The sequence below is a fragment of the Paraburkholderia sp. HC6.4b genome (assembly GCF_014200875.1).
Lineage (GTDB): Bacteria > Pseudomonadota > Gammaproteobacteria > Burkholderiales > Burkholderiaceae > Paraburkholderia > Paraburkholderia tuberum.
Window position 1 is genome coordinate 45570 of sequence record NZ_JACHDC010000015.1, and the last position, 24011, is coordinate 69580.

The following is a 24011-nucleotide window of genomic DNA, read 5'->3' on the forward strand; positions in this document are numbered from 1 at the left end:
CCACTCGCCATCACGCCCGCCGCGCGGCCGCCGTCGCGGCCCGCACCGCGCCGACCGCCTTCAGGATTTCCTCGCTGGTCGCGGGCGCATTGAGCGGCGGATTGACCTGATGGCCGCCGACCGCCGACACCGCGTCGCGCACCGCGAAGAACACCGAGAACGGCAGCAGCAGCGGCGGCTCGCCGGTTGCCTTCGAACGATGGATGCTGTCTTCCGCGTTGCGGTTCCTGAACAGCCTGACATTAAAAACCGGCGGCACGTCGTTGACGGTCGGGATCTTGTACGTCGAGGGCGCGTGCGTCATCAGCTTGCCGCCCGCGTCCCACCACAGCTCCTCGGTGGTGAGCCAGCCCATGCCCTGAATGAACGCGCCTTCCACCTGGCCGATGTCGAGCGCCGGATTTAGCGAGGCGCCGACGTCGTGCAGCGCATCGGCGCGCAGCACGCGCATTTCGCCGGTCAGCGTGTCGATCACGACTTCCGATACCGCCGCGCCGTACGAGTAGTAGTAGAACGGCCGTCCTTGCAGCTTCGACTGATCCCAGTAGAGCTTCGGTGTCGCGTAGAAGCCGTCGGACCACAACTGGATGCGCGCGAGATAAGCCTTCGCAACCACTTCCTCGAACCGCACGGCGACCTCGCCGACCATCACCCGATCATGCGCGAAGCGCACGTCCCGCGGATTCACGCTGCCCGCGCCGAAGCGCTCGGCCGCGAACGCGGCGAGCCGCTCGCGCAACTGGCGCGCGGCGTCCTGCGCGGCTTTGCCGTTCAGGTCGGACCCGGTCGACGCGGCCGTCGCAGACGTATTGGCGACTTTGCTGGTATCGGTCGCGGTCACCCGAATCCGGTTGAAACCAACGCCGAGTTCATGCGCGACGACCTGCGCGACCTTCGTGTTCAGCCCCTGGCCCATTTCGGTGCCGCCGTGGTTCACGAGCACCGAGCCGTCGGTGTAGATATGCACGAGCGCGCCGGCCTGGTTGAAGTGCGTGACGTTGAACGCGATGCCGAACTTGACCGGCGTGAGTGCCAGGCCCTTCTTCAGGATCTCGTTGTTCGCGTTGAATGCGTCGATCTCCTTGCGGCGCGCGCGATAGTCGCTGGTCGCTTCGAGCTCGTCGATCAGCTCGTGAATCACGTTGTCTTCGACCACCTGGCCGTACGGCGTCTGGTTGCGCTCGGTCTTGCCGTAGAGATTGCGGCGGCGCACGTCGAGCGCATCGATGCCGCACGAGCGCGCGACGTTGTCGAGGATGTACTCGATCGCGAACGCGCCCTGCGGGCCGCCGAAGCCGCGAAACGCCGTGTTCGACTGCGTGTTGGTCTTGCCGCAGAAGCCGTCGATCGAGACGTCCGACAGCCAGTACGCGTTGTCGAAGTGGCACAGCGCGCGCGTCATCACCGGGCCCGACAGGTCGGCGGAAAAGCCGCAGCGCGAGGTCATGTCGACCGCGACGCCTTCGATCACGCCCTCTGCGTCGTAGCCGACTTCGTAGGTGTAGTGGAAATCGTGACGCTTGCCGGTCACCATCATGTCGTCGTCGCGGTCCGGGCGCAGCTTGACCGGGCACAGCAGCTTCCACGCGGCGAGCGCGGCGCAGCACGCGAACAGCGCCGACTGCGATTCCTTGCCGCCGAAACCGCCACCCATGCGCCGGCATTCGATCAATACGTTATGCGATGCAACGCCCAACGTGTGCGCCACGAGCTGCTGCATTTCGGTCGGATGCTGGGTCGAGCAGTAGACGTGCATGCCGTCGTCGTCCTTCGGCACCGCGTACGAGATCTGCCCTTCCAGATAGAACTGCTCCTGGCCGCCGAGCCACATCTCACCGGCCTCGCGATGCGCGGCACGCGCGATCTTCGTGCCGGCGTCGCCGCGCGCGAGCTTCATCGGCGGCAGCACGAACTGGTTCGCGGCGCGTGCCTGCTGCGCGCTCAGCACCGCCGGCAGTTCCTCGTAGACCACCTCGGCGCGCCGTGCGCCGAGACGCGCCACCTCGTGCGATGTCGCGACCACGATCAGCATCGGCTGGCCGACGTATTGCACGACGCCGTCGGCGAGGATCGGATCGTCGCCATGAACGATCGGGCCGACGTCGTTGACGCCGGGGATGTCGTCGGCGGTGAAGACCGCGACGACGCCGGGCGTCGCGCGCACCTTGTCGAGCGCGATCGAGACGATCTTCGCGTGCGCCTTCGACGACAGTCCCAGCGCCGCGTGCAGCGTGCCGGCCAGCTCGGGAATGTCGTCGGTGTAGGTCGCGCGGCCGCTTACGTGCAGATGCGCGGACTCGTGCGGACGCGACACGTGCACCTGGGTGAAGTCGTCGAGTTCCTGAACCTCTTTCAGGAACGGTTCGGCTTGCTGGTTCATGGTTGTGTTCTCCGTATCCTCGGGGACGCGCGGCGCTCAGGCGCTCGCGCCGGCCGGCGCGACCGCGCGCACGTCGAGCGCGCTCTTCGGCAGCGGCTGATGCGCACGCGTTTCGAGCCAGAAGCGGTACAGCGTGTTCTTCGCCGCTTCGAGGCGGTAGTCGCTGCTCGCGCGCATGTCGGTGAGCGGCGCGTAGTCGGTGCCCAGCGCGAGCATCGCGGCCTGCGCGGTCGCCTCGTGCCATTCGGCGTCGCGCAGCACGGCTTCGGCCTGGAGCGCGCGCTTCGGCGTCGCGGCCATGCCGCCGAACGCGATGCGCGGCTCGCGGATCGCGTCGCCGTCGGCGATGAACGAGAACGCCGCGCAGACAGCCGAGATGTCCGAATCGAAGCGCTTCGACAGCTTGTAGGTACGAAAGCGCAGGTTCGCGCGCGCACCGCCGCGCGCGGGCACCTTCAGGCCGACGACGAACTCGTGCCCGGCCATGTCCTTCTGCTGATACGCGAGGTACAGGTCTTCGAGCGGCATCTCGCGCTCGATGTCGCCGCCCCGCACGATCACGCGCGCGCCGAGCGCGATCAGCCCCGGCATCGAATCGCCGATCGGCGAGCCGTTCGCGATGTTGCCGCCGAGCGTGCCGGCGTTGCGGATCGGCAGCGACGCGAAGCGCTGCCACATTTCGGTCAGCTCCGGGTACTGCTTCGCGATCTCGGCATACGCTTTTTCGACGCTGACGCCGGCGCCGATCTCGATCCAGTCGTCATTGGTTTCGAGCTTTTGCAGCTCGGCGATCTGTCCGACGTAGACGAGGTCGCCGAGCTCGCGCATCTGCTTGGTGACCCACAGGCCGATGTCGGTGCTGCCCGCGAGCAGGCGCGCGGCCGGTTCCTGCTGTTTGATCCGCGCGAGCGCCGCGACCGTGCGCGGCGCGGCGAAGCGCTGGCCCGCGTGCTCGTACTGAAACGTGTCGCGGCGTTCGAGCGTCGCGAGCGTGTCGGCGAGCGCCTTTACGTCGACTGGCGCTTGCGGCGCGGGCGCGTCGAACATGCGCTCGGCCGCGTCGACGATCGGCCGGTAGCCGGTGCAGCGGCACAGGTTGCCGGTCAGCGCATTGCCGATCGCCTCGCGCGACGGCACCGTGCGGTTCGCGCAGCCATGCTCGTGGCCGTGCTTCTCGTAGAGCGCCCACATCGACATGATGAAGCCCGGCGTGCAGAAGCCGCACTGCGAGCCGTGGCAGTCCACCATCGCCTGCTGCACCGGATGCAGCGAGCCGTCCGGCTGGCGCAGGTCTTCGACCGTGAAGAGCGCGCGGCCGTCGAGGGTCGGCACGAACTGGATGCAGGCGTTGACCGCCTTGAACTCGACGCCGCCCGCCGGATTGCGCTCGCCGATCACGACCGTGCAGGCGCCGCAGTCGCCTTCGGCGCAGCCCTCCTTGGTGCCGGTGCAATGCGCGTCCTCGCGCAGATACTGCAGCACCGTGCGGGTGACGGGCGCGTCCTCGATTTCGCGGATCGCGTTGCGGTGATAGAAACGAATCGGCTCGGTCATGTCTCGGTGCTCTCGTCTGTTCCGTGTTTGCGCGGACACGCCGCGTCGATGGTTTGAAAGCTATCACCGTCAATAAACGCAACCCATAGCTCGAATCGCATGGGGGACATATTCCTCGCGCGATATCGAGGTGGATTTGCGTACGGCAGCGCTTATGTTGATCTGACGCTTTTGCCGTTTTTATCGATTTTTGCCGGTTTAGCGGACATGCCAGATTTTGGCATGCCCCTCGCCTCGCCGAACAATCTCGCGCTAGCGGCGTGAAAACCGATCTTTATCACGTCACAACCCACCATTGATTCGTCCCATTTTTTAAGCAAGCCCTGCAAGGGAATCGGTTCCATGGGAGAATCACGCCTTCCCGCCGAATTCAAGTCTGGTTTTCCCGATGTCCACCGACTCCGCGTCCGCCCGCAGCGAATTTGCGACGACCCTGCAGATCATTCCGGTCGTCTTTTTCACCTTTCTTTGCTACCTCACGATCGGTATTCCGCTCGCGGTGCTGCCCGGTTATGTGCACGGCGACCTCGGCTACAGCGCGGTGCTGGCCGGCGCGGCGATCAGCGTGCAGTACCTCGCGACGCTCGCGTCGCGGCCGCTCGCGGGCCGCTCGGCCGATACGCTCGGGCCGAAGCGCACGGTGTCGATCGGTCTGCTCGGCTGCGGCGCGAGCGGTGTGCTGCTGTTGCTCGCCGCGCTGACCGGTCGCTGGCCGGGGCTGAGCCTCGCACTGCTCGTGTGCAGCCGGCTCGTGCTCGGTTTCGGCGAAAGTCTGTGCGGCACCGGCGCGATTCTGTGGGGAATCGGCCGGGTCGGCACCTCCAACAACGCCCGCGTGATTTCGTGGAACGGCATCGCGACCTACGGCGCACTCGCGATCGGCGCACCGCTCGGCGTGATGATCTCGCGCTCGATCGGCTTTACCGCGCTCGGCATTCTGGTGATCGCGCTCGCGGGGCTCGGCTATTACCTCGCGCGTCTGATCGCGCCGGTGCCGGTCGTGCACGGCGAGCGGATGTCGTATCGCAGCGTGTTGACGCGCGTGCTGCCGCACGGCATAGGTCTCGCGCTCGGCTCGGCCGGCTTCGGTTCGATCGCGACCTTCATCACGCTGTTCTATGCGGCGAAGCACTGGCCGAATGCGGCGCTGTCGCTGACGCTGTTCGGCACGCTGTTCATCGGCGCGCGCCTGCTGTTCGCGAACACGATCAAGACCTACGGCGGCTTTCGTGTGGCAATCGCGTCGTTCTCGTTCGAATGCGCGGGTCTGTTGATGCTGTGGCTCGCGCCCGAGCCGCATATCGCGCTCGCGGGCGCCGCGCTGACCGGCTTTGGCTTCGCGCTGGTGTTTCCGGCGCTCGGCGTCGAGGCGGTCGGGCTCGTGCCGCCGGCGAGCCGCGGCGCAGCGCTGTCCGCGTACTCGGTGTTTCTCGATCTGTCGCTCGGCATTACCGGGCCGCTGGCGGGGTATATCGCCGGCGAGTTCGGTTACGGCTCGGTGTTCCTGTTTGCCGCGATCGCGGCTGCCGCGGCGGTCGTGCTGTCGACGGTGCTGTATCTGCGCAACGCGAAAGTAACCAGTCTGTCTACCGCGCAGTAAGCACTCGCAGTGAACGCGCGGCGCTGACGCAACAAGGCCGCCACGCGCAAAGTCTTCACGACGCGCGCCGCGGCCATTCGATGCCGCTGTCCATCCTCGCGGCTAATCTCTCTCCGCCGCCATCTCCTGCTTGATCGTCGTCTGCGCGCGCACCGCGATCTGGCCGTGATTGATTCGGCTCGACACGTTGTACACGCCGATCAGCATGAACAGCTCGGTCGCGGCCACCGAGCACGCGGTGCCGACACCGCCCCAGAAGTAGATGCTGATCGGTGCCTGCACCAGATGGAACAGCGCGCCGTAGATATAGATCCGCTTCAGCAACGACTGATTGCCCGACGCGATGATCGTCAGCATCACCTGGGTCGTCGTCATGCCGACGATCGCCGGCACGAACACGAGAATGCGCAAAATGCGGAACGTCTCGCCGAACGCCTCGCCGAGAAAACGTCCGACGAACCATTCGCCAAGCACCGTAAAGCCGACCAGAATCAGCACCGCCGACGCCGCGAACGCGACCATGAAGCCGCGGTTGACCTTGTGGATATAGGCGATGTCGTTGCGCTCGTAAGCGACGCAGATCTTCGGAAAGAACGCCTGGATGGCCGGCGCCGTGCACGCGCGTAGCGCATTGGTGAGTCGCTCGGCCGCCACGTAATAGCCGACCGCGCCCGGGCCGCTGATCATGCGCAGCATGATCACGTTCGCGTACATGTACACGGACGTCAGCGCCGAACCGAGAAAGATGTGATACGCCTCTTTCGCCTCGGCCATCACGTCGGCCCAACTGACCCGCACAGTCAGCAGGATCTCGCGCTTCCAGATCAGCGCGCCCATCAGGATCACGCCGCACACGAAGGTCGGCGCATATTGCAAAGCGGCCGCGAGCATCACGTCGTCGCGAGTCCTCACGAACAGGAACAGAGGAATCAGCAGACCCACGCGCGTCGCGAGCAGCGTGCCCGCGAGCACAGGCAGGCGCTGCGTGCCTTCGTAGAAGCAGCCGGGCGTCAGCACGCCGCCCCAGATCACGAGCGAGCCCAGCAGCGTCGCACCGCGTTCCTGCGGCGACATGTGCGCGGCGAAGGCCCAGCCGACCAGCACCAGCGAGCACAGCAACGCGAGAATCGCGCGGCCGATCGTGGTCGACCAGTAGATGCGGTTCACGACCTCTGGGTTATCGATGTGCACCGCCACCTTGCGCGCGCTCGACAGGCCGAAGCCGAAGTCGACGATGACGAGAAGAATCTGCGAAATCGATTGCGCGTAACCGATCACGCCCAACCCGGCCGGCCCAAGTACGTGCGACAGATACGGCAACGTAACGAGCGGCAGCACGTAGTTCAGTGCGTACACCGAATACAGCGCGATGATGACGTTTCTCGTCGACACAATCGTCCTGTTTGCAGTAGGCGGTTAAAACTCAGGTCGAAAAAACAGAGTACGACACGAAAGCAGGTTCACTTAGTGCGATATCGATCTTGTTGTAGCGATCGTCTTCGCCATTTGCGTTCAACACCGCGCTCTTCACCGCATTGCCGATCAGATTGCTTACCACGGTCTTGTAGTTGGCATCGGTTGCGTCGGTTGCGAACAGGATTTCGGCGAGTAGAGCATGGCCGCGTGTGGCCGCGCGCAACATCACGCGGCCCGAGGTCGAGCGCAGCACGTTGATCGCGATGCGCGTCGTCTCCTGCGACACGGTCTGGTTTCCGCAATGCAGCGCCGCCGCGACGCCGCCGCGTTCGTAGCCGACGCCGAGATTCAGCGCATGCACGAGGCTCGCGTCCTTGCCGCCCGCGATCGCGCCGCCGCCCGGATACGCCTTGGCGTAACCGACGATCGTGTCACCCGCGCGATCGCCGAAATTGCCCTGAATCGTGATGCCGTCGAGCGGTGTGCTGCCCGGCGCGGTCGAACTGCCGTACACGAACTGCGGGCCGTCGCAGCCGGCGTTCTCGTCGTCCTGGCCGGGACGGTAGCGATTGCCGACGATCGTCGCCGCCTGCTGGTAATCGATCTGGATGTGGCAACTCTGACCGGGCGGCACATCGAGGTACGACGGATGGCCGCGCGTCGAGAATTTCCAGCGGCCGATCTTGCCGTCGCCGCCGCAACCATTGCGCGAGAAGTAATTGCCGTTCACCACCTTGCCCCAGTTGCCGCTCTTCATATAGACGCCGGCAAAGCCATTGCGATCGAACACCGCGCCGACGATCAGCGACTCCGCGCCGAGAATCACGCCGTGTCGCGCGTTCCATTCCCAGCGTCCGCCGATCACCTGCCAGAAGTTGTCGACGATATCGGCGCCGGCCGTATGGCAGAACATGCCGATGCAATTGATCAGCGAGCCGTCGGTGTGCTCGGTCGCGTAGAAGCCGCGCTCGCACATGTACGCATAGCAGCGCTCGAGCGTCGAGGTGACGCCGAGTTCGTAGCCCGCGCGCGAAAAACCGATCGCCGTGCAACGACTAGCCCCGGCCGACGTACCGAAGTGGATGCCGATCGCCGTGTTGCCGGTGTGCGCCGGGTAGTTGGCGAGGTAGTAGATGACCTTGTCGTAATGCGCGGGCCGCACCTGCACATGCTCGACGAACGCCGAGTCGCCCAGCGTCAGCGCCGCCGACCTCGGGCCGCCCGAGTCCTGTCTCTCCAGCACGGTCGCCCCCATCGCGATGTCGGTGATCACCACGTATTCGCCGCCGCCGTCGCCGCGCAGTCTCGAGCCGTTCGCGGTGGTCAGGTCGCCGGTGTAACGCCAGATGCCGCGCGGTAGATACAACCCGCGCGCACCGCTCGCGAACGCTTCCCTGAGTTCAGCGCCGCAGTCGTAACCGGACGCGCCGCGCTGGATCGCCGCCAGCCGGTGCGGATCGACGAAGCGCGCGACGCTGACCTCGAGTCCCGCGACGATATCGCTGAGCGTCTTCAGATAGCTCGGTGCAACCGGTTCCGATGCGGCACGCTCGGGCACGGACGCGGCGACGCGCAGGATGCCGCCGGCGCCGTCGCCCGCGCCGTTGCCCATACTCGCGAACGCGCCGCGCTCGCGCAGCGCGTGCCCGGTCGCGCGCGCGATGCCCAAATCGGCTGTGCTTGCACTGGCCCCGGCCAGGCCACCGAGCAGGAACGTCTTGAGCGCCTGTCGCCGGGTTTTCATCTAGCCCTCCCCCATTGCGTTACTCCGTTCTTTTTTCACGTCGAGACATCGACAGGCATCAGTCCACCGTGATGCTTTGCCCCTGCTCGGCGGCCGCCGGACGCGCGCTCACGGTCATGGGCACCGGCACCGCACGCGCCTTCGCGCTGCGACTCAGGCCCTGCACGCCTGGCGGTCTGAACAGCGGCACACGATACTTGCGGCTGAAACGCCACAAGCTGTTCATATGCCGGCGCCCCGCCTTGCTCAGGAAGCCCGCTGCCGACGCACGCTGATGCTCGTGCGTGAGTCGCGCGCCCGGCACGCACAGCACGCGGTAGCCCGCCTGCCAGATGCGCGCGCAAAAATCGACGTCCTCCATATAGAGAAAGAAGTGCTCGTCCATGCCGCCGAGTTCGCCGAATAGCGCGCGCCGCACGATAAAGCCCGTGCCCAGCACCCAGTCGGCCTCGAACGGCGTGCCCGCGGCCCACGCTTCGCGCATCATGTGGTTGTCGATGCGGCGCTTGAACGCGCCGAGCCGCCCGAGCGGCGAACGCCGGCCGAGTATGTCGAGCACCGAATAAAAGCGCCGCGCGGAAAACTGCCGCTCGCCATCCGGATAGACCAGATCGAGACCGACGAGGCCGACATCCTTCTCCGTTCTGAACAACTGCACCGCGTTTTCGAGCGATGTATCGACGAAATAGGTGTCCGGGTTCAGCACGAGCACGAGTTCGCGCAGACAACCGACCATGCCGAAATTGACGCCGGCTCCGAAGCCGCGATTGATCGACGTTTTGACGAGCCTCACTCCCGTCGGAAGCGTCTCCCTCAGATAGGAAAACGAATTGTCGGGTGAAGCGTTGTCCACCACGACGATGTCCTCCTTATCCGCAATCGAAAGTTCTAGCACGGAGCGCACGCAATTTCCGACCAGTTTTGGCGTGTTGTAATTGACGATCACCACGCTAAACATTCCCTTCAGGTTCATCCCCACCTCCTGCTTTACATCAGGTGTTCGTGGAATTACCCCCAAACACGGCTTTCTGGTTCTTGCACCTTGCTTCGCGCTGTTCGCGCGCACTACCGACTACCCACTGCTCGTCCGCGCGATGCAGACGATCTGGAGCGCACTGCCTTCTGGTTCGCTACGTGCTGTCTGGACGCGGTCCGCCCACGTAATCGAACACTGGCAATGTCATCAGGATGAAGACAAACGGAATCACTTCGATCGATTGATAGAAGAGCGTTTGAAATAGAGCGGCCCACATGCACAACGAAATCCGGCTCGCGCTGCTCGCGAGTTTCGTCACCGATATCAGCACGCCGTAATAGAAGATCGCGCCCATCAGGCCGATATTCAGAATCTGCTGCAGCACGCTCGATTCGACGACGCCGAACTCCTGTTTCACCGGCTCGGGTGCCGAGTTCGTGACGAGCCCAAAGTACGTGCCGGCGATCACGTTGACCGGCAATACGAGCGACTTGGCCTTTTCCCATGCTTCGGTGCGCCCGTCGTTGCCGTCCGATTGCAGATCGGTCGCGCCTATGATCCGTTCGGTGCCGACGTTGACGACACTATCGTTCTGACTGCTCACCGCAACGCCGAAGATCATGATTGCCATCGTCGCGAACACGGTGGCAACGATCAGTTTCGCGTTTCTCGTGATGAACTGGATCGGCGCCTGCACGAACGCGAGCCCGAACGTGCCGAGAATGATCAGCATGCCGCTACGCGACAGCGCCGAGAAAATCGCGAAGCTGAGCACCGCGCACGCGAGGCCCGACAGCACGTTCTTGCGCACCAGATAGTCGACGCCGCACAGCGACGCGGCAATCGCGACGAACAGCGGGTAGTGCAGATAGCTGCCGGTCAGCGACGGCGCGCGCAGATTGTCGAAGCCGTACGTCGCGCCGGGCAGATCGATCGGGAAGACGTTCTGCTGCTGCGCGAGCGCGACACCCGCCTCGATCAGCGCGATCAGCACGAGCCCCGCATAGGCGACCCGCGGCTGCACGAAGCGCCTCTGATAGTTCGAGATCGCGTAGAAGTAGATGAACAGCGTGAAGATGAAGACGAACAGATAGGACGGCCCGAACTCACCGGTGAGCGCGAGCGTCGCGACGATCGACAGCCCGGTCGAGAACAGCATGCCCACGAGGAAGCCGAACGACAGGCGTCCTTCGTCGCGGAAGTAAGCGGCGATCGCCGTCGGCGAGATGTACCACACGAGCAGCCCGACGATGCCGCCGACCTGGATCAGATAGGCGGCGTCCTTGCCGATCAGATACTCGAGCACGCCGCGCGAGGCACACAGCACGACGGCCAGCAGATAGGCGATGGTTGCGATCATGGCGTCAGGCCTGATACGCCACGGAGGCGTTGACGTTGACCGGATCACCGCGGTAGATGCGCTCGATCACGTCCTGGAACTCATCGATTTCGCAGACGTTGAGCAAGGTGCCGTCGTGTTCGACGCCTTCCGCGCCGAGCGGCGTCGAGACGACCGGCAGTTTCGCCGCGAGCATTTCGAGCGTCTTGAGCTTGACGCCGGCGCCCGACAGCAGCGGCACCACGCCGATATCGGCGGACTCGAAGTACTTGCCCGGATTTTCGACGAAGCCGGTCACGCAAATATCGTCGCCATTCAGGCGCTTTACGCGGTCGCTCGGATCGGAGCCGACCACGAACAGCTTCAGTTGCAGACCGCGCCGGCGCAGCGGCAGAAAAATCGTGTCGACGAAATTGAGCAGCGCCTCTTCGTTTTCACGGCGTTGCATCGCCCCCCAGAACAGGATATTGCCTTTCTCGACCGTGTCTTTCGAGCGCCGCACTTCCTTCAGAAACGCCGGCAGTGAGATCGGCACGACCTGCAACGTGCCGACCCCGGGGTACAGGCCGTTGATCAGCTGCGCGTCCTTGCTGGACAGCACGAGCACCTTGTCGGCCAGCTTCAGCAGACGCTGCTCGAGCATGAAGGTCTGCCGGGTGAACAGCCATCCTTCGATGGACTTGACGCGCAAGATGACCTGGATCTGCAAGTCATGCGCGCACATCACGATCTTCACGCCGTCGTGGAAACGCTCGCGCAGATTCTGGGCATACGCAAAGCATTGCGAAAACTCGAGCCGCACGGTGTCGTATCGGTTCCTGTCGACGAGCTCGCAGAGGAACTTGCCGACCGCGGGCTTATAGCGCGAGAACAGGCGCGGTGAAAAAGTCAGCGGATTCGCGAGGAACGACGGAATCAGGTCGAACCGGCTCACGTACTGGATGTACACGTTGCGCACGTTCGCGCGGAACTCGATGGCTTTTTCGTCGACCGGCACGCGCGACACGATCAGCACGTCGAGCTCCGACTCCGCGCTCAGTTTGATCAGGTAGTCGTAGGCCAAACGGTGGCCAGCTTGCGGCGCGTTTTTCTGAGGCAGAAAAGGCGTGACAAATAGCTGTTTCATCCGAGTAGTCCCTTGCCTGTACGGTATGCGCCCGGCAGGCGCGGCCGTAAGATCCCTTCGCATTGCCATGTTGGTGTTCTGATCGGTCCAGTCGGGCGCTACGCCCCGCACCGCGGGCGCGTCGCGAACCAGGCGCCCGGGCTTATCTGTCGTACGGTTTGTAGATGTAGGCTGCGTAGCGATAGCGTCCGTAGCCGTAGCTGTAGCGTCCCGGCCGCATCCGCAGTCCGTTCATGATCACGCCGCGCACCGGCAGGCCGACCTTCTGCATCTGGCGGACCGACTCACGCAGCTCGCCGATGCCCGTGACACCCTGACGCGCGACGAAGAACGTCGTACCTGCCACGCAGGCGAGCCGGACCGCATCCGCGGCGAGCAGCACCGGCGGTCCGTCGAGCAGCACGACGTCGTAGCCGGTCGCGACCTGGCGCAGCACCGCTTCGAGCCGTGTGTTCGACAGCACGTCGCTCGGGCTCGCCACCTGGCGGCCGCTCGCGATGAAGTCGACACCCTGGAAACGGGTCGCGCGAATCAGCTCTTCGGGACGGTACGCGCCCTGGATCAGATCGGTGAGGCCAGGACCGCGATCGCCGCCGAGATGCCGATGCAGGAAGCCGCGACGCAGGTCGCCGTCGATCAGCAGGACGCGCTTGCCGGTCGCACCGATTACCGCGGCGAGATTCAGCGACACGAACGACTTGCCGATGCCCGGCGTCGGGCCCGTGATCAGCACGATATGGTTGCGCGCCTTGGTCATCGTGAATTCGAGCGCGGTGCGAAAGCCACGCAGACTTTCGATGGCCGGATCGATCACCGCTTCGCCCGCAAGCACGAGCGCCTTCGATTCCGGACGGCGACGGCTGTGCGCGAACCGCTCTTCCTGACGGCTGAACGGCACGCTCGCGTAGACCGGCAAACCGGTGCGCAGCTCGACTTCGTACGGATCGTCGATCGCGTCGAACAGACGCTGACGCACGAGCGCGATCACCGAGCCGACGAACACGCCCAGCATCAGCGCGCCGATGATGATCAGCAGCGGCTTGGGCCGCACCGGCGTATCGGGCGCGACAGCGCCGTCGACGATGCGCACGTTGCCGGACTTACCCGCCTTGATCAGCTTCAGCTGTTCGAGCGTATTGCGCAGCGACGTATCGAGCTCGGTGCCGACCTGCACGTCGCGCTGCAGACGCAGCACGTTCTGTTCGAGCGGCGGCAGCGATTGCGTCCGGCTCGCGAGATCTTTCGCTTCCTGTTGCGCCGCATGCAACTGCGCGTTGACCGACTGCACGGCCGGATGCTGCTCGGTGAAGCGCGTCAGCAGTTCATTGCGCTTCTGTTGAAGTTCCGCGAGCCGCGTCTGCGCCTGAACCGACAGCTGCAGCAGGTTGGTCGCTTCCTCGCCGAGATCGACGGTGCCATGCTTCGCGCGGAAGTCGTTGAAGCGCGTTTCCGAAGCGGAAAGCTGCTGGCGCATTTCCGGAAGCTGTATTTCGAGGAAACGGATCGAACGCTCCGCTTCCTCGGATTTGCGCTTCAGGTTCTGGCTCACGTATTCGCCAGCGATGGTCGCGAGAATCGCGCTGATCTTCTTCGGATCGCTGCCTTCGAGCGACACGCCGAGGATGTCCGATTCCTTGCCTTTTTCCGAGATCGTCAGTTCCTTGCGCAGCTTTTCGGTCGTCGTCAGCGCGGACTGGCGCCGCACTTCGAAGGTCGCGCCGGGATTCGCCTCGATCCGGTCGACGACGAGCGTGAGCGGCCCGTAGTTGGTCGTCGCGCTCAGCGGTTGGCCGACCGTGCCTTCGAGCTTCAGCTTGCCGTATTGCAGCTCGTAGCTCGATCCCTCGCCCATCTTCAGCACGAACGGACGGTCGAATAGCTCTTCGGGGACGTCGAATTTCGACACCGTGATGCGCTCGTTGCCGTACACGTAGCCGTGCGGTCCCGGCGTCGACAGATGATCGGAGTGACGGGCGAGCCAGCGGCCGAACAGCGGGAAGTAGCGCGGCGCCGCTTCGATGTCGAGATTGAGCTTGTCGACCGCGCGGCCCACCACCATGCGCGAGCCGATCACCTGTGCCTCGCCTGACGTCGCGGTCTTCACGTCGAACATCGCGGACACGTCGCCGATCACGCTCCTGGACGAGGTACCCGCGTTCTCCTCGACCTGCACCAGAATGTCCGCGCGATACACGGGTTGGGAGAACACCGAATAAGCGATGCCGAGCGCGACCGCGATGGCCGTCGTGATCGCAATCAGCTTGCGATTGTCGTACAGCGCATCCAGATAATTCGCGAAGCCTGCCGGCGCATGTTCGCTGTTGTTGTTGCGGCTATCGAATGGTGCACTGCTTTGGTTCATGCGAGTTCTCCCAAAGTCTCTACGGATTGCCACTTGTTCCCGGCGCCGGGACCGGCACCTCGCCGCATCCAGTCACGCCTGTGTCCAGCGAGCTGACCGCCTCGATCGGACGGGGGTAGCTGATTGACGCCACATCGGCTACCTTTGTGTGTAACAGCGCCTATGCGAGGTCGGCTCTTTTCCCTAACATCGCACCACATGCTTTCTTACGGATCCCGAAATGAAAAAACTTCTTGCCGCCGTCATGCCCGTCTTGCTGAGCGCCCAGGTGGGTTACGCCCAGAGCATCGTGTCCGCCGCCTCTTCGGCTTATGCGCCGAGTTATGTCGCCAAACACTCGCAACTCGACGCGATGACGCCTCATGCGGCCAGTTCCACCACGCTCTACGGCTCCTCGTCGGATTTCGCGTACGCTAAAAAGAACCGCTATGTCGCGCCCAACGTGTACACCCAAACCAAAAACAGCCTTCCGAAGCAGAAACGTACAAGCGTTGCACAGCCTGTCCGCGGCAAGAACTCAGCGGACCCCTACGGCAGCGATTTGTGGAATTCAGACCAGACCTACGCGTCTCCCGAGACCGCCGATCCGTACAGCGTGCGCTGAGCTGTAGCGCATCACCGTCTGGACCCCCCGTATCGCCGATGTGGCCGCTTGCGGCCACATTCCTGTTTGGTTTGAACTGACTGCCGGGCCCGGTCGCGAAGATTCCCCGATTAGCCGCGTCTCGTCCGCCGTTTTTCCACGCAAACGCTCACGACATGCACATGCTTTTGTTCTGATGAGTCTGGCTTTTTCGCCGACCGATTGAGCCGATCATCGCCAACTCCGCGCCGTCACCGCGGCTTCGTTTACTCTGTCGAGCCACGCGCTTCAGCGCTCGATAAAATGCCTTTCCTTGGCGATCATAATATTCAGAGAGCCCGTCCTTACAACGTTCGGCAGCGCACACAAAAGCCGATTGCTACAGGATTGCTTCAGACAAATCACGCGATAAAAAACACGTGTTCAAAACGACGATAACGGCACGGATATACACGCCGTTTGCCACAATCAGCGCCGACTATTTTCAGGGCGCCGGACGCGGATTATCCGCATAGCGCGCGCGACGGCGCGACGGCGCGACGTGCGTCGAACTTTCGCCGATGTGCATGATTTCAGCCAGACGCCGCGCGTAATGCTCGGGCAGATATTCTTCGACGTCGTACTTTCTGTGCTCATCGGCCAGATGAATGGCGAGTTCGCCGAGCGCCTGTTTCAGGCTGCCCGGTTCGAACTTGAACTTGATCTTGTTGCCGACCGATTCCGCGGTCACCGCCATGCTGCCGCCATCGCGAACCAGCACCGGCAGACCGAGCATCGCCGCCTCGATCACGACAAGCGGCGCGTTCTCCGCGCCCACCGACGGCACGACCACCGCATCGGCGAACTCGCGCATGGCGGGAAACAACTGCTGCTGCGGCATCGTGCCGAACAGGATCAGCTTGCGCTGTGCGATCAGCGACGCGTAGCGCTGCTCGATCGCCGCGCGGTCCGGGCCGTCGCCGTACACGCCGATGCAATTGATGCGCTCGAAGCCCGTCGCCTCGCAGAGCGTCAGAAATTGCAGCAGGCCTTTCTCCGGCGAGATCCGTCCGACGAACGCGATGTTGAAGCGCTCCTTGTCACGCACCGTGACGATTGGCATCGCGCTCGGCACCGCCGACGGATTGTGCACGATGACCGTATTCTCGATGCCGACGCGATGCAGCGCCTGCTGCATGAACAGGCTCGGACACAAGATCCTGTCGAACACGCGCGCGGGCTGATAGGCCGCGCGCACCGCGTGCCACCACGCCTTCGTCATCAGATCGTGCACGAGGCCCTTCGGCGTCGGCCGCAACGTGAAGACCGCGCGTGTGCGCAGCACGTCGAGCGGCAGAATGATCGGACGCTTATCCTTGTCGAAGTACTGCAGCGACGGGTTGTAGTAGACGAGGTGATAGTCGTGGCAGGTGTGATACGCGCGATAACCGAACTGACGCTCGTGCCGCGCGATCACGCTGAGAATCGAAGGCGACAGCACGTTGTGGTAGTTGTGCACCATCAGCCGATGCGGCCGGAAACGATGCAGCGCCTTTTCGAGCGCGCGCGCGGCGGTCGTGTTCCAGGAGCGCGACAGCATCGTCGAGCGCGCGGAAAACTGGCTATCGTCGAAACGCTCGACCTCGACGCCGGGCAGCGTGCCCAACAGCTCGGCCGATTGTTGATAGACCACTTCCGCGCCGCCCATGTGCGCGTAATCGTTGATCACCAGTACCCTGCAGCGCTGCATGTCCCCTCCTGTCGTATGCCCCTCGTGCCGTCTCGCGAAAAACCCGGACGGCGTTGCCCGGACGAATCGCTTCGTCCAGGCGCTCCCTCTGTTCAAAACTGCGGAAACTTGCCGCGCCAGCCTCCACCCTCGCGCAGATAGCGCAGAAACAGCGCAATGCCGCTCAATTGCGCCGCGAAGCGCAGCGTCGATGCCGCATCGTCGATGATGATCGTGCGCAGCCGGTACGGATCGGTGTGCTGATCGTTCCAGCCGATGTCGCAGGTGCGCGCGGTTTTGAAGCCGGCGGCCCGCACGAACTCCACTTCGCGTTCGCCGTAATTGCCGTTCGGATACGCGAAGTGCTCGCACGGTTGTTGCAGCAGCGCCGCGATCTCATGGCGGCTGTCGCGGATTTCGGCCTCGCTTTCAGCGTCGCTGCAATGCGTGAGGATCGGATGGAAGCGCGTATGCGCCTGGAAGTCGATGTGCTCGCGCATCGCCTGCATCGCTTCGATCGACAGGCCGGTCGGCCGGTCATCGCCGTCCTGCTGGTAGCCTTGGGCCGCCAGCGCGGCGAGGCGCTCGTCGTTCGTCATCCGCTTCAGACGTTCATGGCCGACGCGCAGCGAGCCCGGATGCAGCCACCAGTGACTGCGCGGCCGTCCGACGATGCGACTGCACAGGAAGATCGTCGGGCGCACGTTGTGCTTGACGAACACCGGCAACAGCTTCGCGTTGCCCGCGTGGCCGTCGTCGAGCGTGATCGCCACGCGTGGCCGGCCGCGGCCGGGCGCGCTGACGTCGGTCAACGGCACGAACTCGCACAGCTTGCCGAGATACGTCAGGTGACGGTCGAGCGTGTCCGGATCGGGATCGTGATAAAGCAGCACGGCCACGCGATCGCGCCACAGCACCTTGCGCGTGAACCACGCGAGACCCGAAATCAGGACGAAGCCCGCGAGCATCTCCTTCACGAGCGTCTTGTAGCGCTTCATGCGGCGCCCGCGGTAGCTGCCGGACAGGTGCGAGCGCGCAGACGCGCCCGTTGCTTGGGTCTTATTCACCTGAGCGCTCCGGCATGGGTGCATGGGCGACGGGCCACGTGCGTTGCCGCGCACCCGCTTTCAACGAACCGATAATGTGTCGCGCCACGGTCGGCGACGCGTGCTTGGTTCCATAGACGAAGCGCATCACGGGCCCGAAGCTGTGCGCGCACGCGGGTCCGATCACATAGAGGCCGCGCACGTGCGTTTCGTAGTGCGACGTCAGGTCGGGCATGCCGCCCTGATTCGAAATCGCGTCGGCCAGATCTTTGGACAGGAACGCGTGCTGCCGCATGTCGGTTTTGAAACCGGTCGCGGCGATCACGTGATCGGCGCTCACCCGCGCTTGCTTGCCATCGCTCAGCACGTTCAGTACGACGCGGTCGTTTTCGACCGCCGCGGAGCGCACCACGGTGCGATGCGAGATCTGCACCTTGCCGACCACGCGATCGTGCAGCCACCACGCGCCGGACGCGCCGTACGTGTGCTCCATGATCTGCTTGCGGCGTCGCGGGTCGAGCATGTGGAACACGCCGGGAAACTCGGACAGGAACAGCGAGCGCCAGCCGCGCCCCAGTCCCGCGTCGGGCCCCTTGATGCGCGACAGGATGTTGCGACCGCCGTGCGGCCGCTCGTGCCACACCACGCTGCTCTCGCGCATCAGCACGTGTGCGCGCGCGCCGAGTTCGTTGAGCAGCGCGGACAGCCCGAGCGCCGACTGCCCGCCGCCGACGATCGCAATGTCCTTGCCGCGCGCCCACTCGAGGTTCCCATACAGCTCCGAATGCGACGCATATTGCGCCGGCAAGTCCCGCAGCGCCGGCGGGGTTTGCGCGAAGCCCTTCAGGCCGAGCGCGATCACGACTCTGCGCGCGGCGAGCGAGCGGCCGTCGCTCAGCGACAGCTGGAACTGATCGCCGACGCGGCGCAATGCGAGCACGTCGACCGGCTGGATTTCGCCGACCAGATTCGACTGGAACCACAGCCCGTACTCGACGAAGGTTTCGAGCGGCAGCGCCATGCCGAGCGGTTGGTAAGGCAGCCCTGTCAGGCGGCAGTAGTCTTCGACGGTAAAGCCGCTGCGCGGCGCGTGCAGGCTCGACGCGAAAGCCTCGGAGCGCAGCAGCATGCCGGGCGGCATGTAGTTGCGCCACGCTCCCATCGGTTCCCCGAGGATCTGGTGATCCACGCCGGCGGCCTTCAGATGCGCGGCAAGAGATGACCCGTATGGCCCCGCGCCAATGATGATGGTATCGGTCAAAGACATGCTGGTCTCCAGGGGAACGGCTTCGTTGCCAGCGTCAGGCTTTGGCCTGACGCGACTCGGGCGCCCTGATCGCTTTTTTCCAGCTGCGCTTCATGCGTCGCAGCGGATTCATCACGACATAGTGCTGCAACGCTGGGAACGGATCGTTCCAGCGGAAATAGCCATCGAAAATTTTCGTGCGCTCGCTCAGCAATTCGGGCGGCGGCCGATCGGAAAACGTCGCGCGCCACGCGACCGATTGCCGGCTCAGGCGCTCGACGGGCAATGGCAGGCCGAGTTCATGGCGGTACGCGGCAAGCGGAATGTTGACGCCGCACAGCGTCGCGATCTCCTCCTGCCAGTCCGTGCGGCCGACCGTGGGCTCGACCATCACGAACTCGTTGTAGTTGTCGTCCCACTTGTACTCGATGCTGCCCATGCCGTCGAAACCGGCCAGCTCGGCGAAGCGCCGCGTCAGCGGTTCGAGCGTCCCGCGCGCTTCGGGCGCGGCCACGCAGATCGCGGTATTGCCGACGCCCGGCGGCGAGCTCAACACCTTGCGGCCGGTGAACATGCTGACCATGTTGCCGTCGGCGCCGCGATAGAACAGCGTGAAGTGGATGTTGCTGTCAGGCCCCTCGATCCACTCCTGCGCGATGATGCCACCCGGCGTCGCGAGCATCGCGATAGCGCGATCGCGTGCATGCTGCAGCATGTCGACGCGCACCGCGCGTTCTTTCTCGCCGCGCAGCACGTTGCGCTTGTCGTCCGGTTTCAGCACGCACGGGTAGCGCAATTCGGCCAGCCTTTCGATGTCGGCAAGCTTGTCGAGCACGACCGAGCGCGGCACCGGAAAGCCATGCCGCTGCGCGAATTCGTGAAAGCGCGCCTTGCTCGACAACATCTTGACGGTGTCGTCGGCCGGCAAGCGGAACCGATACCAGTGCGACAAAGCCGCCCGATTTTCCGACACCGCATGCACCGCGTCTTCGTCGGTCAGAATCAGAACTGGCAGACGATCGAACCGCTTGCCGAGTTCGATCATTTCATCAACGAATATTTTCCCGACAAAACTCTTTACCTGATGCGCATGAACGTGTCGGCACCACGTCGCCGCGCGGGTCCTCGTATCGACTGCGATAACCGGAACGCGGGCCTGCGCGAGCGATCGCGCCACCCCCAGTCCGTTCAACTCTGCTCCAACGATAACCCCTGCCGATTGACCTGAGTCGTATGCGCTCGCCATAGTGTCGATATCCTTGCTTCGTACGTGCGTGGACCCTCGAAGACAGTCTTCGAGACTCCACGCGATCGAATTATCGAATCGGATAGAAATCCTTTTTTGTCGCCTCGCGGGGGCGCTTTGGCGTTAAAGCTTGGTTCCGGCGGCATGCATGCATGAGCGCGGCAGGCACGTCCTGGCACGCGCCGTGTGTCGAATCATGGTCTTGCGATTTACCGCAGCGTGAGCATTGCGCTGCTCTTGCCTTGACCTACTTTACGTTTCGGCCTGATCTCGATACGTGCGCCGGCGCACAGAGAACAATAGAAAGTAAGAAAGGAAGAAAACCCTTTAGAAAGGCGCAGAGCCTTATTCCGTAAGGGTTTCGGAGATTTCGCCATTGTTATGTAAAAAGGTTGCGAAGCATTAATTTATTGCAACGCAATAATGGCGGGAAAAAACTTTCTAATGCGACTATAAAGTGCTGGATCGCACAAAAGATATGCGCTGCGAATGCTATTCGTAGCGCATCGGAAAAATGCTTATTTACCTTCGCTCAAGCCGCGCTCGAGCGCCGCGACACCCGCCGGCAGATCGACGTTGACGCCGAGATCGACCATCGTGCGGCCCAGCGCATGCACGGTGCGAAACAGGTTGTGCTCGCGGCACTGTTCGCCCATCTGGCCGATACGCACGATCGGCAGACCGAACGAGCCGGAGATTTCCACCTGATGCTGCCGCGAGATATGCGCGCAGACGTCGGCGGGACTGAGGCCGTCCGGCACGTCGATGCCGACCACCGAATTCAGGCGGCAATTCTCCGGCGCATACAGTTGCAGGCCCATCGCGGTGACGCCTTGTTGCAACGCGAGCGAGCATTTCAGATGGCGCGCGAAGCGCTTCTCCAGCGTCTCCGCGCAGACGAGCCGCAGCGCCTCGTGCAGCGCGAGCACGCCCGACACCGGCGCCGTGTAGTGATACCCGGCGTTGTGCCAGAAGTTTTCCGCCAGCGACGCATCGAGGCACCAGTGCGTATTGGGCGCCGTGCGGCCTTTGACGCGCGCCCAGGCGGCGTCTGAAAACGCAATCAGCGACACGCCCGGAATCGATGACAAGCCCTTCTGGCCGCCGGTGATCACCGCGTCGATGCCCCAGGTATCCATTTCGAGCGGCATCGTGCTCAGCGTGCAGACCGCGTCGACGATCACGAGCGCGCCCGCTTCCTTCGCAAGCGCGGCGATGTCTTTCAGATGATGATTCCACACGGTGTTCGAGGTCTCGCCCTGCACGACCGTGACGACCTCGGGACGCTCGCGGCGCAGCGCGTCGGCGATCTGGTCGAGACTCGCGACCGTGCGGTCCGCGACTTCGAGCATGCTCACGCGCGCGCCGACGCGCCGGCCCATTTCGCCCATGCGGTCGCTGAAGAAGCCGTTCTTGATGCACAGCATGCGCGTGCCTTCCCACGCGAGATTGGAGATCGCCATCTCCATCGCGCCCGATCCCGGTCCCGCGACGCCGAGCACCCACTTCGACTGCGTCTGGAACACGTAGCGCGCCATCGTTTTCACCTGGTTCACTACCTTCGCCATCGTGCCGCCCAGATGGTTGATCACGATCGCATTGGCCTTCGCGACCGCGGCGGGAATCGGCACGGGGCCGGCGCCCATCATCAGCAGCGGTTCTTCGGGAAGGATCGCGTCGAGTGATTCGACAATTGGACAGGGGACGGACGAAGCAACGGTAGTGGAGGTTGAAGTCGGCATGATCGGTATATGAATGTGAAGCGCAAAGGAACGAACGGCCTCGCGGCAGGCACGCCGCTCGAGGCCGTTCGTCCGATCATTCACCGAACCGCGCGATCGCGCAAGTTTTTTGGCCAAGGTAGCCAGCCGTCATGCGCGAGCGGTACCCGCGTTCACCACATCACCCTACTCTTTCATTCGCGAAGTCGCCTAACATCGAGAAACAGCTTCTTCGGAGCCCGATATGCGCACGATCCTGTTCAGCAGTCGTCAATACGACGTCGATACATTCACCGAGGCCAATGCCGCGCATGGCTATGAACTGCATTTCCAGGAATCCCCTCTCGACAGCGAGACCGCGATCCTCGCGCATGGCTACGACGTGGTCTGCCCGTTCGTCAACGACAGCGTCGACGCCGCCACGCTCGAACGGCTTCATGCGGGCGGCACGCGCATGATCGCGCTGCGCTCGGCGGGCTTCAATCACGTCGACCTCGCGGCGGCCGAGCGGCTCGGCATGCCGGTCGCACGCGTGCCGGCCTACTCGCCGTACGCGGTCGCCGAACATGCGGCCGGGCTGATTCTCGCGCTGAACCGGCGCCTGCCGCGCGCGGTCGCGCGCACGCGCGAAGGCGACTTCTCGCTGCATGGGCTGCTCGGCTTCGACCTGCATGGCAAGACGGTCGGCGTGATCGGCGCGGGCATCATCGGCCGGGTGTTCGCGCGCATCATGGCGGGCTTCGGCATGCAGGTGCTCGCCTACGATCCGGGGCCGCCGGCCGACGAACTGCTCGCGCTCGGCGCGCGCTACGTGCCGCTCGATACCTTGCTCGCCGAATCGGACGTCGTCAGTCTGCATTGCCCGCTGTTGCCCGACACCTATCACCTGATCGACCGCGCCGCGCTGGCGAAGATGAAGCGCGGCGCGATGCTGATCAACACCGGGCGCGGCGGGCTCGTCGAGGCGAACGCACTGATCGGCGCGTTGAAGGACGGCCAGCTCGGCCATCTCGGGCTCGACGTGTACGAGGAAGAAGGCGGCATCTTCTTCGAGGATCATTCGAATCTGCCGCTACAGGACGACGTGCTCGCGCGTCTGTTGATGTTTCCGAACGTGATCGTCACCGCGCACCAGGCGTTCTTCACGCGCGAGGCGATGACCGAGATCGCGCAGACCACGCTCGCGAACATCGCGGCGTGGCAGGCGGGCACGCCGCGCAACGTCGTGCAGGCGGGGTAGCCGTGATAACCGTGGCGTACGCGAATTGCCGCGGACCGCGAAAGTTAGACGTCGCTGTCGCTGCCCGACTGGGTCGCGCGAATCGCGGTGCGGGCATCATCGGCCGCGCCGCACAGCTCACGCAGCAATCCCGCCTCGCGCTCGTGCACTTCGACCGGACACCAGCGCGCGCCCGCCTCGGCCAGATAGCGCGCGCGATGCTGGCCGTTGCGAAACGCCACCACCCCCTCGCGCTCGATGCCGACCCAGCCGAGCAATCCCGGCGCGCGACGCGTGGAGATCGTCACGTAGGGCATCTGCGGAATCCGCGGGCTGTCGGGATCGAGAAACTCGCGAATGCCGCGGACCTTGCCCGAGTGCCATTCGGCGACCGGCTTCAGCACGTAATCGGTGTTGTCGCGATCCGCGCACACGAGCAGCTTGCGCAGATCGACGAGCACGACCTGGTGACGTGTGCCGTCGGCGACGAAGACGCGCTTCAGACGCACATGGTCGTACCACGCATGCTCGTGCAACGGCACGATCCAGACAGCTTCGGCGTAGCCCGGGGCGGGGGCCGGCGATGAATTGGGCAAAGGCAGGGACAAAGGCAGGCTCGGCAAGCTGGCGGCAGGACGCCAGAGCATTAATAGAGCGCTAACGCTACGAGCCGGACGTGACGGAAACATGACAGCCTACCGGATTAATTACGCTGCATGAGCGCATGGCAACACTGCCTGATCGA

18 protein-coding genes are annotated in these 24011 nt (G+C 64.0%); 3 read left to right on the plus strand and 15 right to left on the minus strand.

All coding sequences use genetic code 11. From position 1 onward, the window contains the following. Positions 1-10: 10 nt before the first annotated feature. The 3 genes from xdhB to HDG34_RS22320 form a co-directional block, all read right to left on the minus strand. Positions 11-2380 (minus strand): xanthine dehydrogenase molybdopterin binding subunit, encoded by a 2370-nt coding sequence (xdhB, locus tag HDG34_RS22310; RefSeq protein ID WP_184062208.1) that lies wholly within the window; start codon positions 2378-2380, stop codon positions 11-13. 36 nt (positions 2381-2416) lie between these two features. Then, positions 2417-3934, minus strand: a complete 1518-nt coding sequence (gene xdhA / locus HDG34_RS22315) for a xanthine dehydrogenase small subunit (RefSeq protein ID WP_184062210.1) — start codon at positions 3932-3934, stop codon at positions 2417-2419. Positions 3935-4086: 152 nt separating this feature from the next. After that, positions 4087-4278, minus strand: coding sequence for a hypothetical protein (locus HDG34_RS22320; RefSeq protein WP_184062212.1), 192 nt, complete (start codon positions 4276-4278; stop codon positions 4087-4089). 44 nt (positions 4279-4322) lie between these two features. On the opposite strand from HDG34_RS22320, the gene HDG34_RS22325 reads away from it, so the two are divergent. Beyond that, entirely contained in the window at positions 4323-5534 is a 1212-nt protein-coding gene (locus HDG34_RS22325; RefSeq protein WP_184062214.1) for an MFS transporter, read from the plus strand. Between the two features lie 102 nt (positions 5535-5636). Here the strand turns inward: HDG34_RS22325 and HDG34_RS22330 are convergent, their stop codons facing one another. The 6 genes from HDG34_RS22330 to HDG34_RS22355 form a co-directional block, all read right to left on the minus strand. Further along, the gene (locus tag HDG34_RS22330; protein WP_184062216.1) at positions 5637-6926 is read right to left on the minus strand and encodes an oligosaccharide flippase family protein; all 1290 of its coding nucleotides are present in this window, start codon (positions 6924-6926) and stop codon (positions 5637-5639) included. 31 nt (positions 6927-6957) lie between these two features. Next, entirely contained in the window at positions 6958-8694 is a 1737-nt protein-coding gene (locus HDG34_RS22335) for a hypothetical protein (protein ID WP_184062218.1), read from the minus strand. Between the two features lie 58 nt (positions 8695-8752). Further along, a complete protein-coding gene (locus HDG34_RS22340; RefSeq protein ID WP_090803220.1) occupies positions 8753-9667 on the minus strand; it encodes a glycosyltransferase family 2 protein in 915 nt (304 codons plus the stop codon). Positions 9668-9824: 157 nt separating this feature from the next. Continuing rightward, positions 9825-11030 (minus strand): hypothetical protein, encoded by a 1206-nt coding sequence (locus tag HDG34_RS22345; RefSeq protein ID WP_184062219.1) that lies wholly within the window; start codon positions 11028-11030, stop codon positions 9825-9827. A gap of 4 nt (positions 11031-11034) precedes the next feature. Then, a complete protein-coding gene (locus tag HDG34_RS22350) occupies positions 11035-12135 on the minus strand; it encodes a glycosyltransferase (protein WP_184062220.1) in 1101 nt (366 codons plus the stop codon). A 142-nt stretch (positions 12136-12277) separates the two neighbouring features. Continuing rightward, on the minus strand, positions 12278-14497 hold the full coding sequence (locus HDG34_RS22355; protein ID WP_184062221.1) for a GNVR domain-containing protein: 2220 nt from the start codon (positions 14495-14497) through the stop codon (positions 12278-12280). A gap of 220 nt (positions 14498-14717) precedes the next feature. On the opposite strand from HDG34_RS22355, the gene HDG34_RS22360 reads away from it, so the two are divergent. Then, a complete protein-coding gene (locus HDG34_RS22360; protein WP_090803213.1) occupies positions 14718-15101 on the plus strand; it encodes a hypothetical protein in 384 nt (127 codons plus the stop codon). Between the two features lie 463 nt (positions 15102-15564). Here the strand turns inward: HDG34_RS22360 and HDG34_RS22365 are convergent, their stop codons facing one another. The 5 genes from HDG34_RS22365 to HDG34_RS22385 all read right to left on the minus strand — a co-directional run bounded on the left by HDG34_RS22365 (position 15565) and on the right by HDG34_RS22385 (position 22068). Beyond that, positions 15565-16809 (minus strand): glycosyltransferase, encoded by a 1245-nt coding sequence (locus tag HDG34_RS22365; RefSeq protein WP_184062222.1) that lies wholly within the window; start codon positions 16807-16809, stop codon positions 15565-15567. 92 nt (positions 16810-16901) lie between these two features. Further along, positions 16902-17786, minus strand: a complete 885-nt coding sequence (locus tag HDG34_RS22370; protein WP_184062424.1) for a polysaccharide deacetylase family protein — start codon at positions 17784-17786, stop codon at positions 16902-16904. Positions 17787-17847: 61 nt separating this feature from the next. Then, the gene (locus HDG34_RS22375) at positions 17848-19101 is read right to left on the minus strand and encodes an NAD(P)-binding domain-containing protein (protein ID WP_184062223.1); all 1254 of its coding nucleotides are present in this window, start codon (positions 19099-19101) and stop codon (positions 17848-17850) included. Positions 19102-19135: 34 nt separating this feature from the next. Then, the gene (locus tag HDG34_RS22380) at positions 19136-20125 is read right to left on the minus strand and encodes a carboxylate--amine ligase (protein WP_260321292.1); all 990 of its coding nucleotides are present in this window, start codon (positions 20123-20125) and stop codon (positions 19136-19138) included. A gap of 719 nt (positions 20126-20844) precedes the next feature. Continuing rightward, a complete protein-coding gene (locus HDG34_RS22385) occupies positions 20845-22068 on the minus strand; it encodes an alanine--glyoxylate aminotransferase family protein (protein ID WP_184062225.1) in 1224 nt (407 codons plus the stop codon). Positions 22069-22291: 223 nt separating this feature from the next. Here HDG34_RS22385 and HDG34_RS22390 point away from each other — a divergent pair, with 223 nt between their 5' ends. After that, a complete protein-coding gene (locus tag HDG34_RS22390; protein WP_018419530.1) occupies positions 22292-23287 on the plus strand; it encodes a 2-hydroxyacid dehydrogenase in 996 nt (331 codons plus the stop codon). A 44-nt stretch (positions 23288-23331) separates the two neighbouring features. Here the strand turns inward: HDG34_RS22390 and HDG34_RS22395 are convergent, their stop codons facing one another. Next, complete coding sequence (locus HDG34_RS22395; RefSeq protein ID WP_409259513.1) at positions 23332-23913, minus strand: plasmid fertility inhibition factor family protein; 582 nt, start codon at positions 23911-23913, stop codon at positions 23332-23334. Positions 23914-24011: the final 98 nt, after the last annotated feature.

Coding starts and splice junctions, on each gene's coding strand:
- xdhB (WP_184062208.1), bottom strand. CDS start 2,380: ATGAACCAGCAAGCCGAACCGTTCCTGAAAGAGGTTCAGGAACTCGAC.
- xdhA (WP_184062210.1), bottom strand. CDS start 3,934: ATGACCGAGCCGATTCGTTTCTATCACCGCAACGCGATCCGCGAAATC.
- HDG34_RS22320 (WP_184062212.1), bottom strand. CDS start 4,278: ATGGAACCGATTCCCTTGCAGGGCTTGCTTAAAAAATGGGACGAATCA.
- HDG34_RS22325 (WP_184062214.1), top strand. CDS start 4,323: ATGTCCACCGACTCCGCGTCCGCCCGCAGCGAATTTGCGACGACCCTG.
- HDG34_RS22335 (WP_184062218.1), bottom strand. CDS start 8,694: ATGAAAACCCGGCGACAGGCGCTCAAGACGTTCCTGCTCGGTGGCCTG.
- HDG34_RS22340 (WP_090803220.1), bottom strand. CDS start 9,667: ATGAACCTGAAGGGAATGTTTAGCGTGGTGATCGTCAATTACAACACG.
- HDG34_RS22345 (WP_184062219.1), bottom strand. CDS start 11,030: ATGATCGCAACCATCGCCTATCTGCTGGCCGTCGTGCTGTGTGCCTCG.
- HDG34_RS22350 (WP_184062220.1), bottom strand. CDS start 12,135: ATGAAACAGCTATTTGTCACGCCTTTTCTGCCTCAGAAAAACGCGCCG.
- HDG34_RS22355 (WP_184062221.1), bottom strand. CDS start 14,497: ATGAACCAAAGCAGTGCACCATTCGATAGCCGCAACAACAACAGCGAA.
- HDG34_RS22360 (WP_090803213.1), top strand. CDS start 14,718: ATGAAAAAACTTCTTGCCGCCGTCATGCCCGTCTTGCTGAGCGCCCAG.
- HDG34_RS22365 (WP_184062222.1), bottom strand. CDS start 16,809: ATGCAGCGCTGCAGGGTACTGGTGATCAACGATTACGCGCACATGGGC.
- HDG34_RS22370 (WP_184062424.1), bottom strand. CDS start 17,786: ATGAAGCGCTACAAGACGCTCGTGAAGGAGATGCTCGCGGGCTTCGTC.
- HDG34_RS22375 (WP_184062223.1), bottom strand. CDS start 19,101: ATGTCTTTGACCGATACCATCATCATTGGCGCGGGGCCATACGGGTCA.
- HDG34_RS22380 (WP_260321292.1), bottom strand. CDS start 20,125: ATGATCGAACTCGGCAAGCGGTTCGATCGTCTGCCAGTTCTGATTCTG.
- HDG34_RS22385 (WP_184062225.1), bottom strand. CDS start 22,068: ATGCCGACTTCAACCTCCACTACCGTTGCTTCGTCCGTCCCCTGTCCA.
- HDG34_RS22390 (WP_018419530.1), top strand. CDS start 22,292: ATGCGCACGATCCTGTTCAGCAGTCGTCAATACGACGTCGATACATTC.
- HDG34_RS22395 (WP_409259513.1), bottom strand. CDS start 23,913: ATGCTCTGGCGTCCTGCCGCCAGCTTGCCGAGCCTGCCTTTGTCCCTG.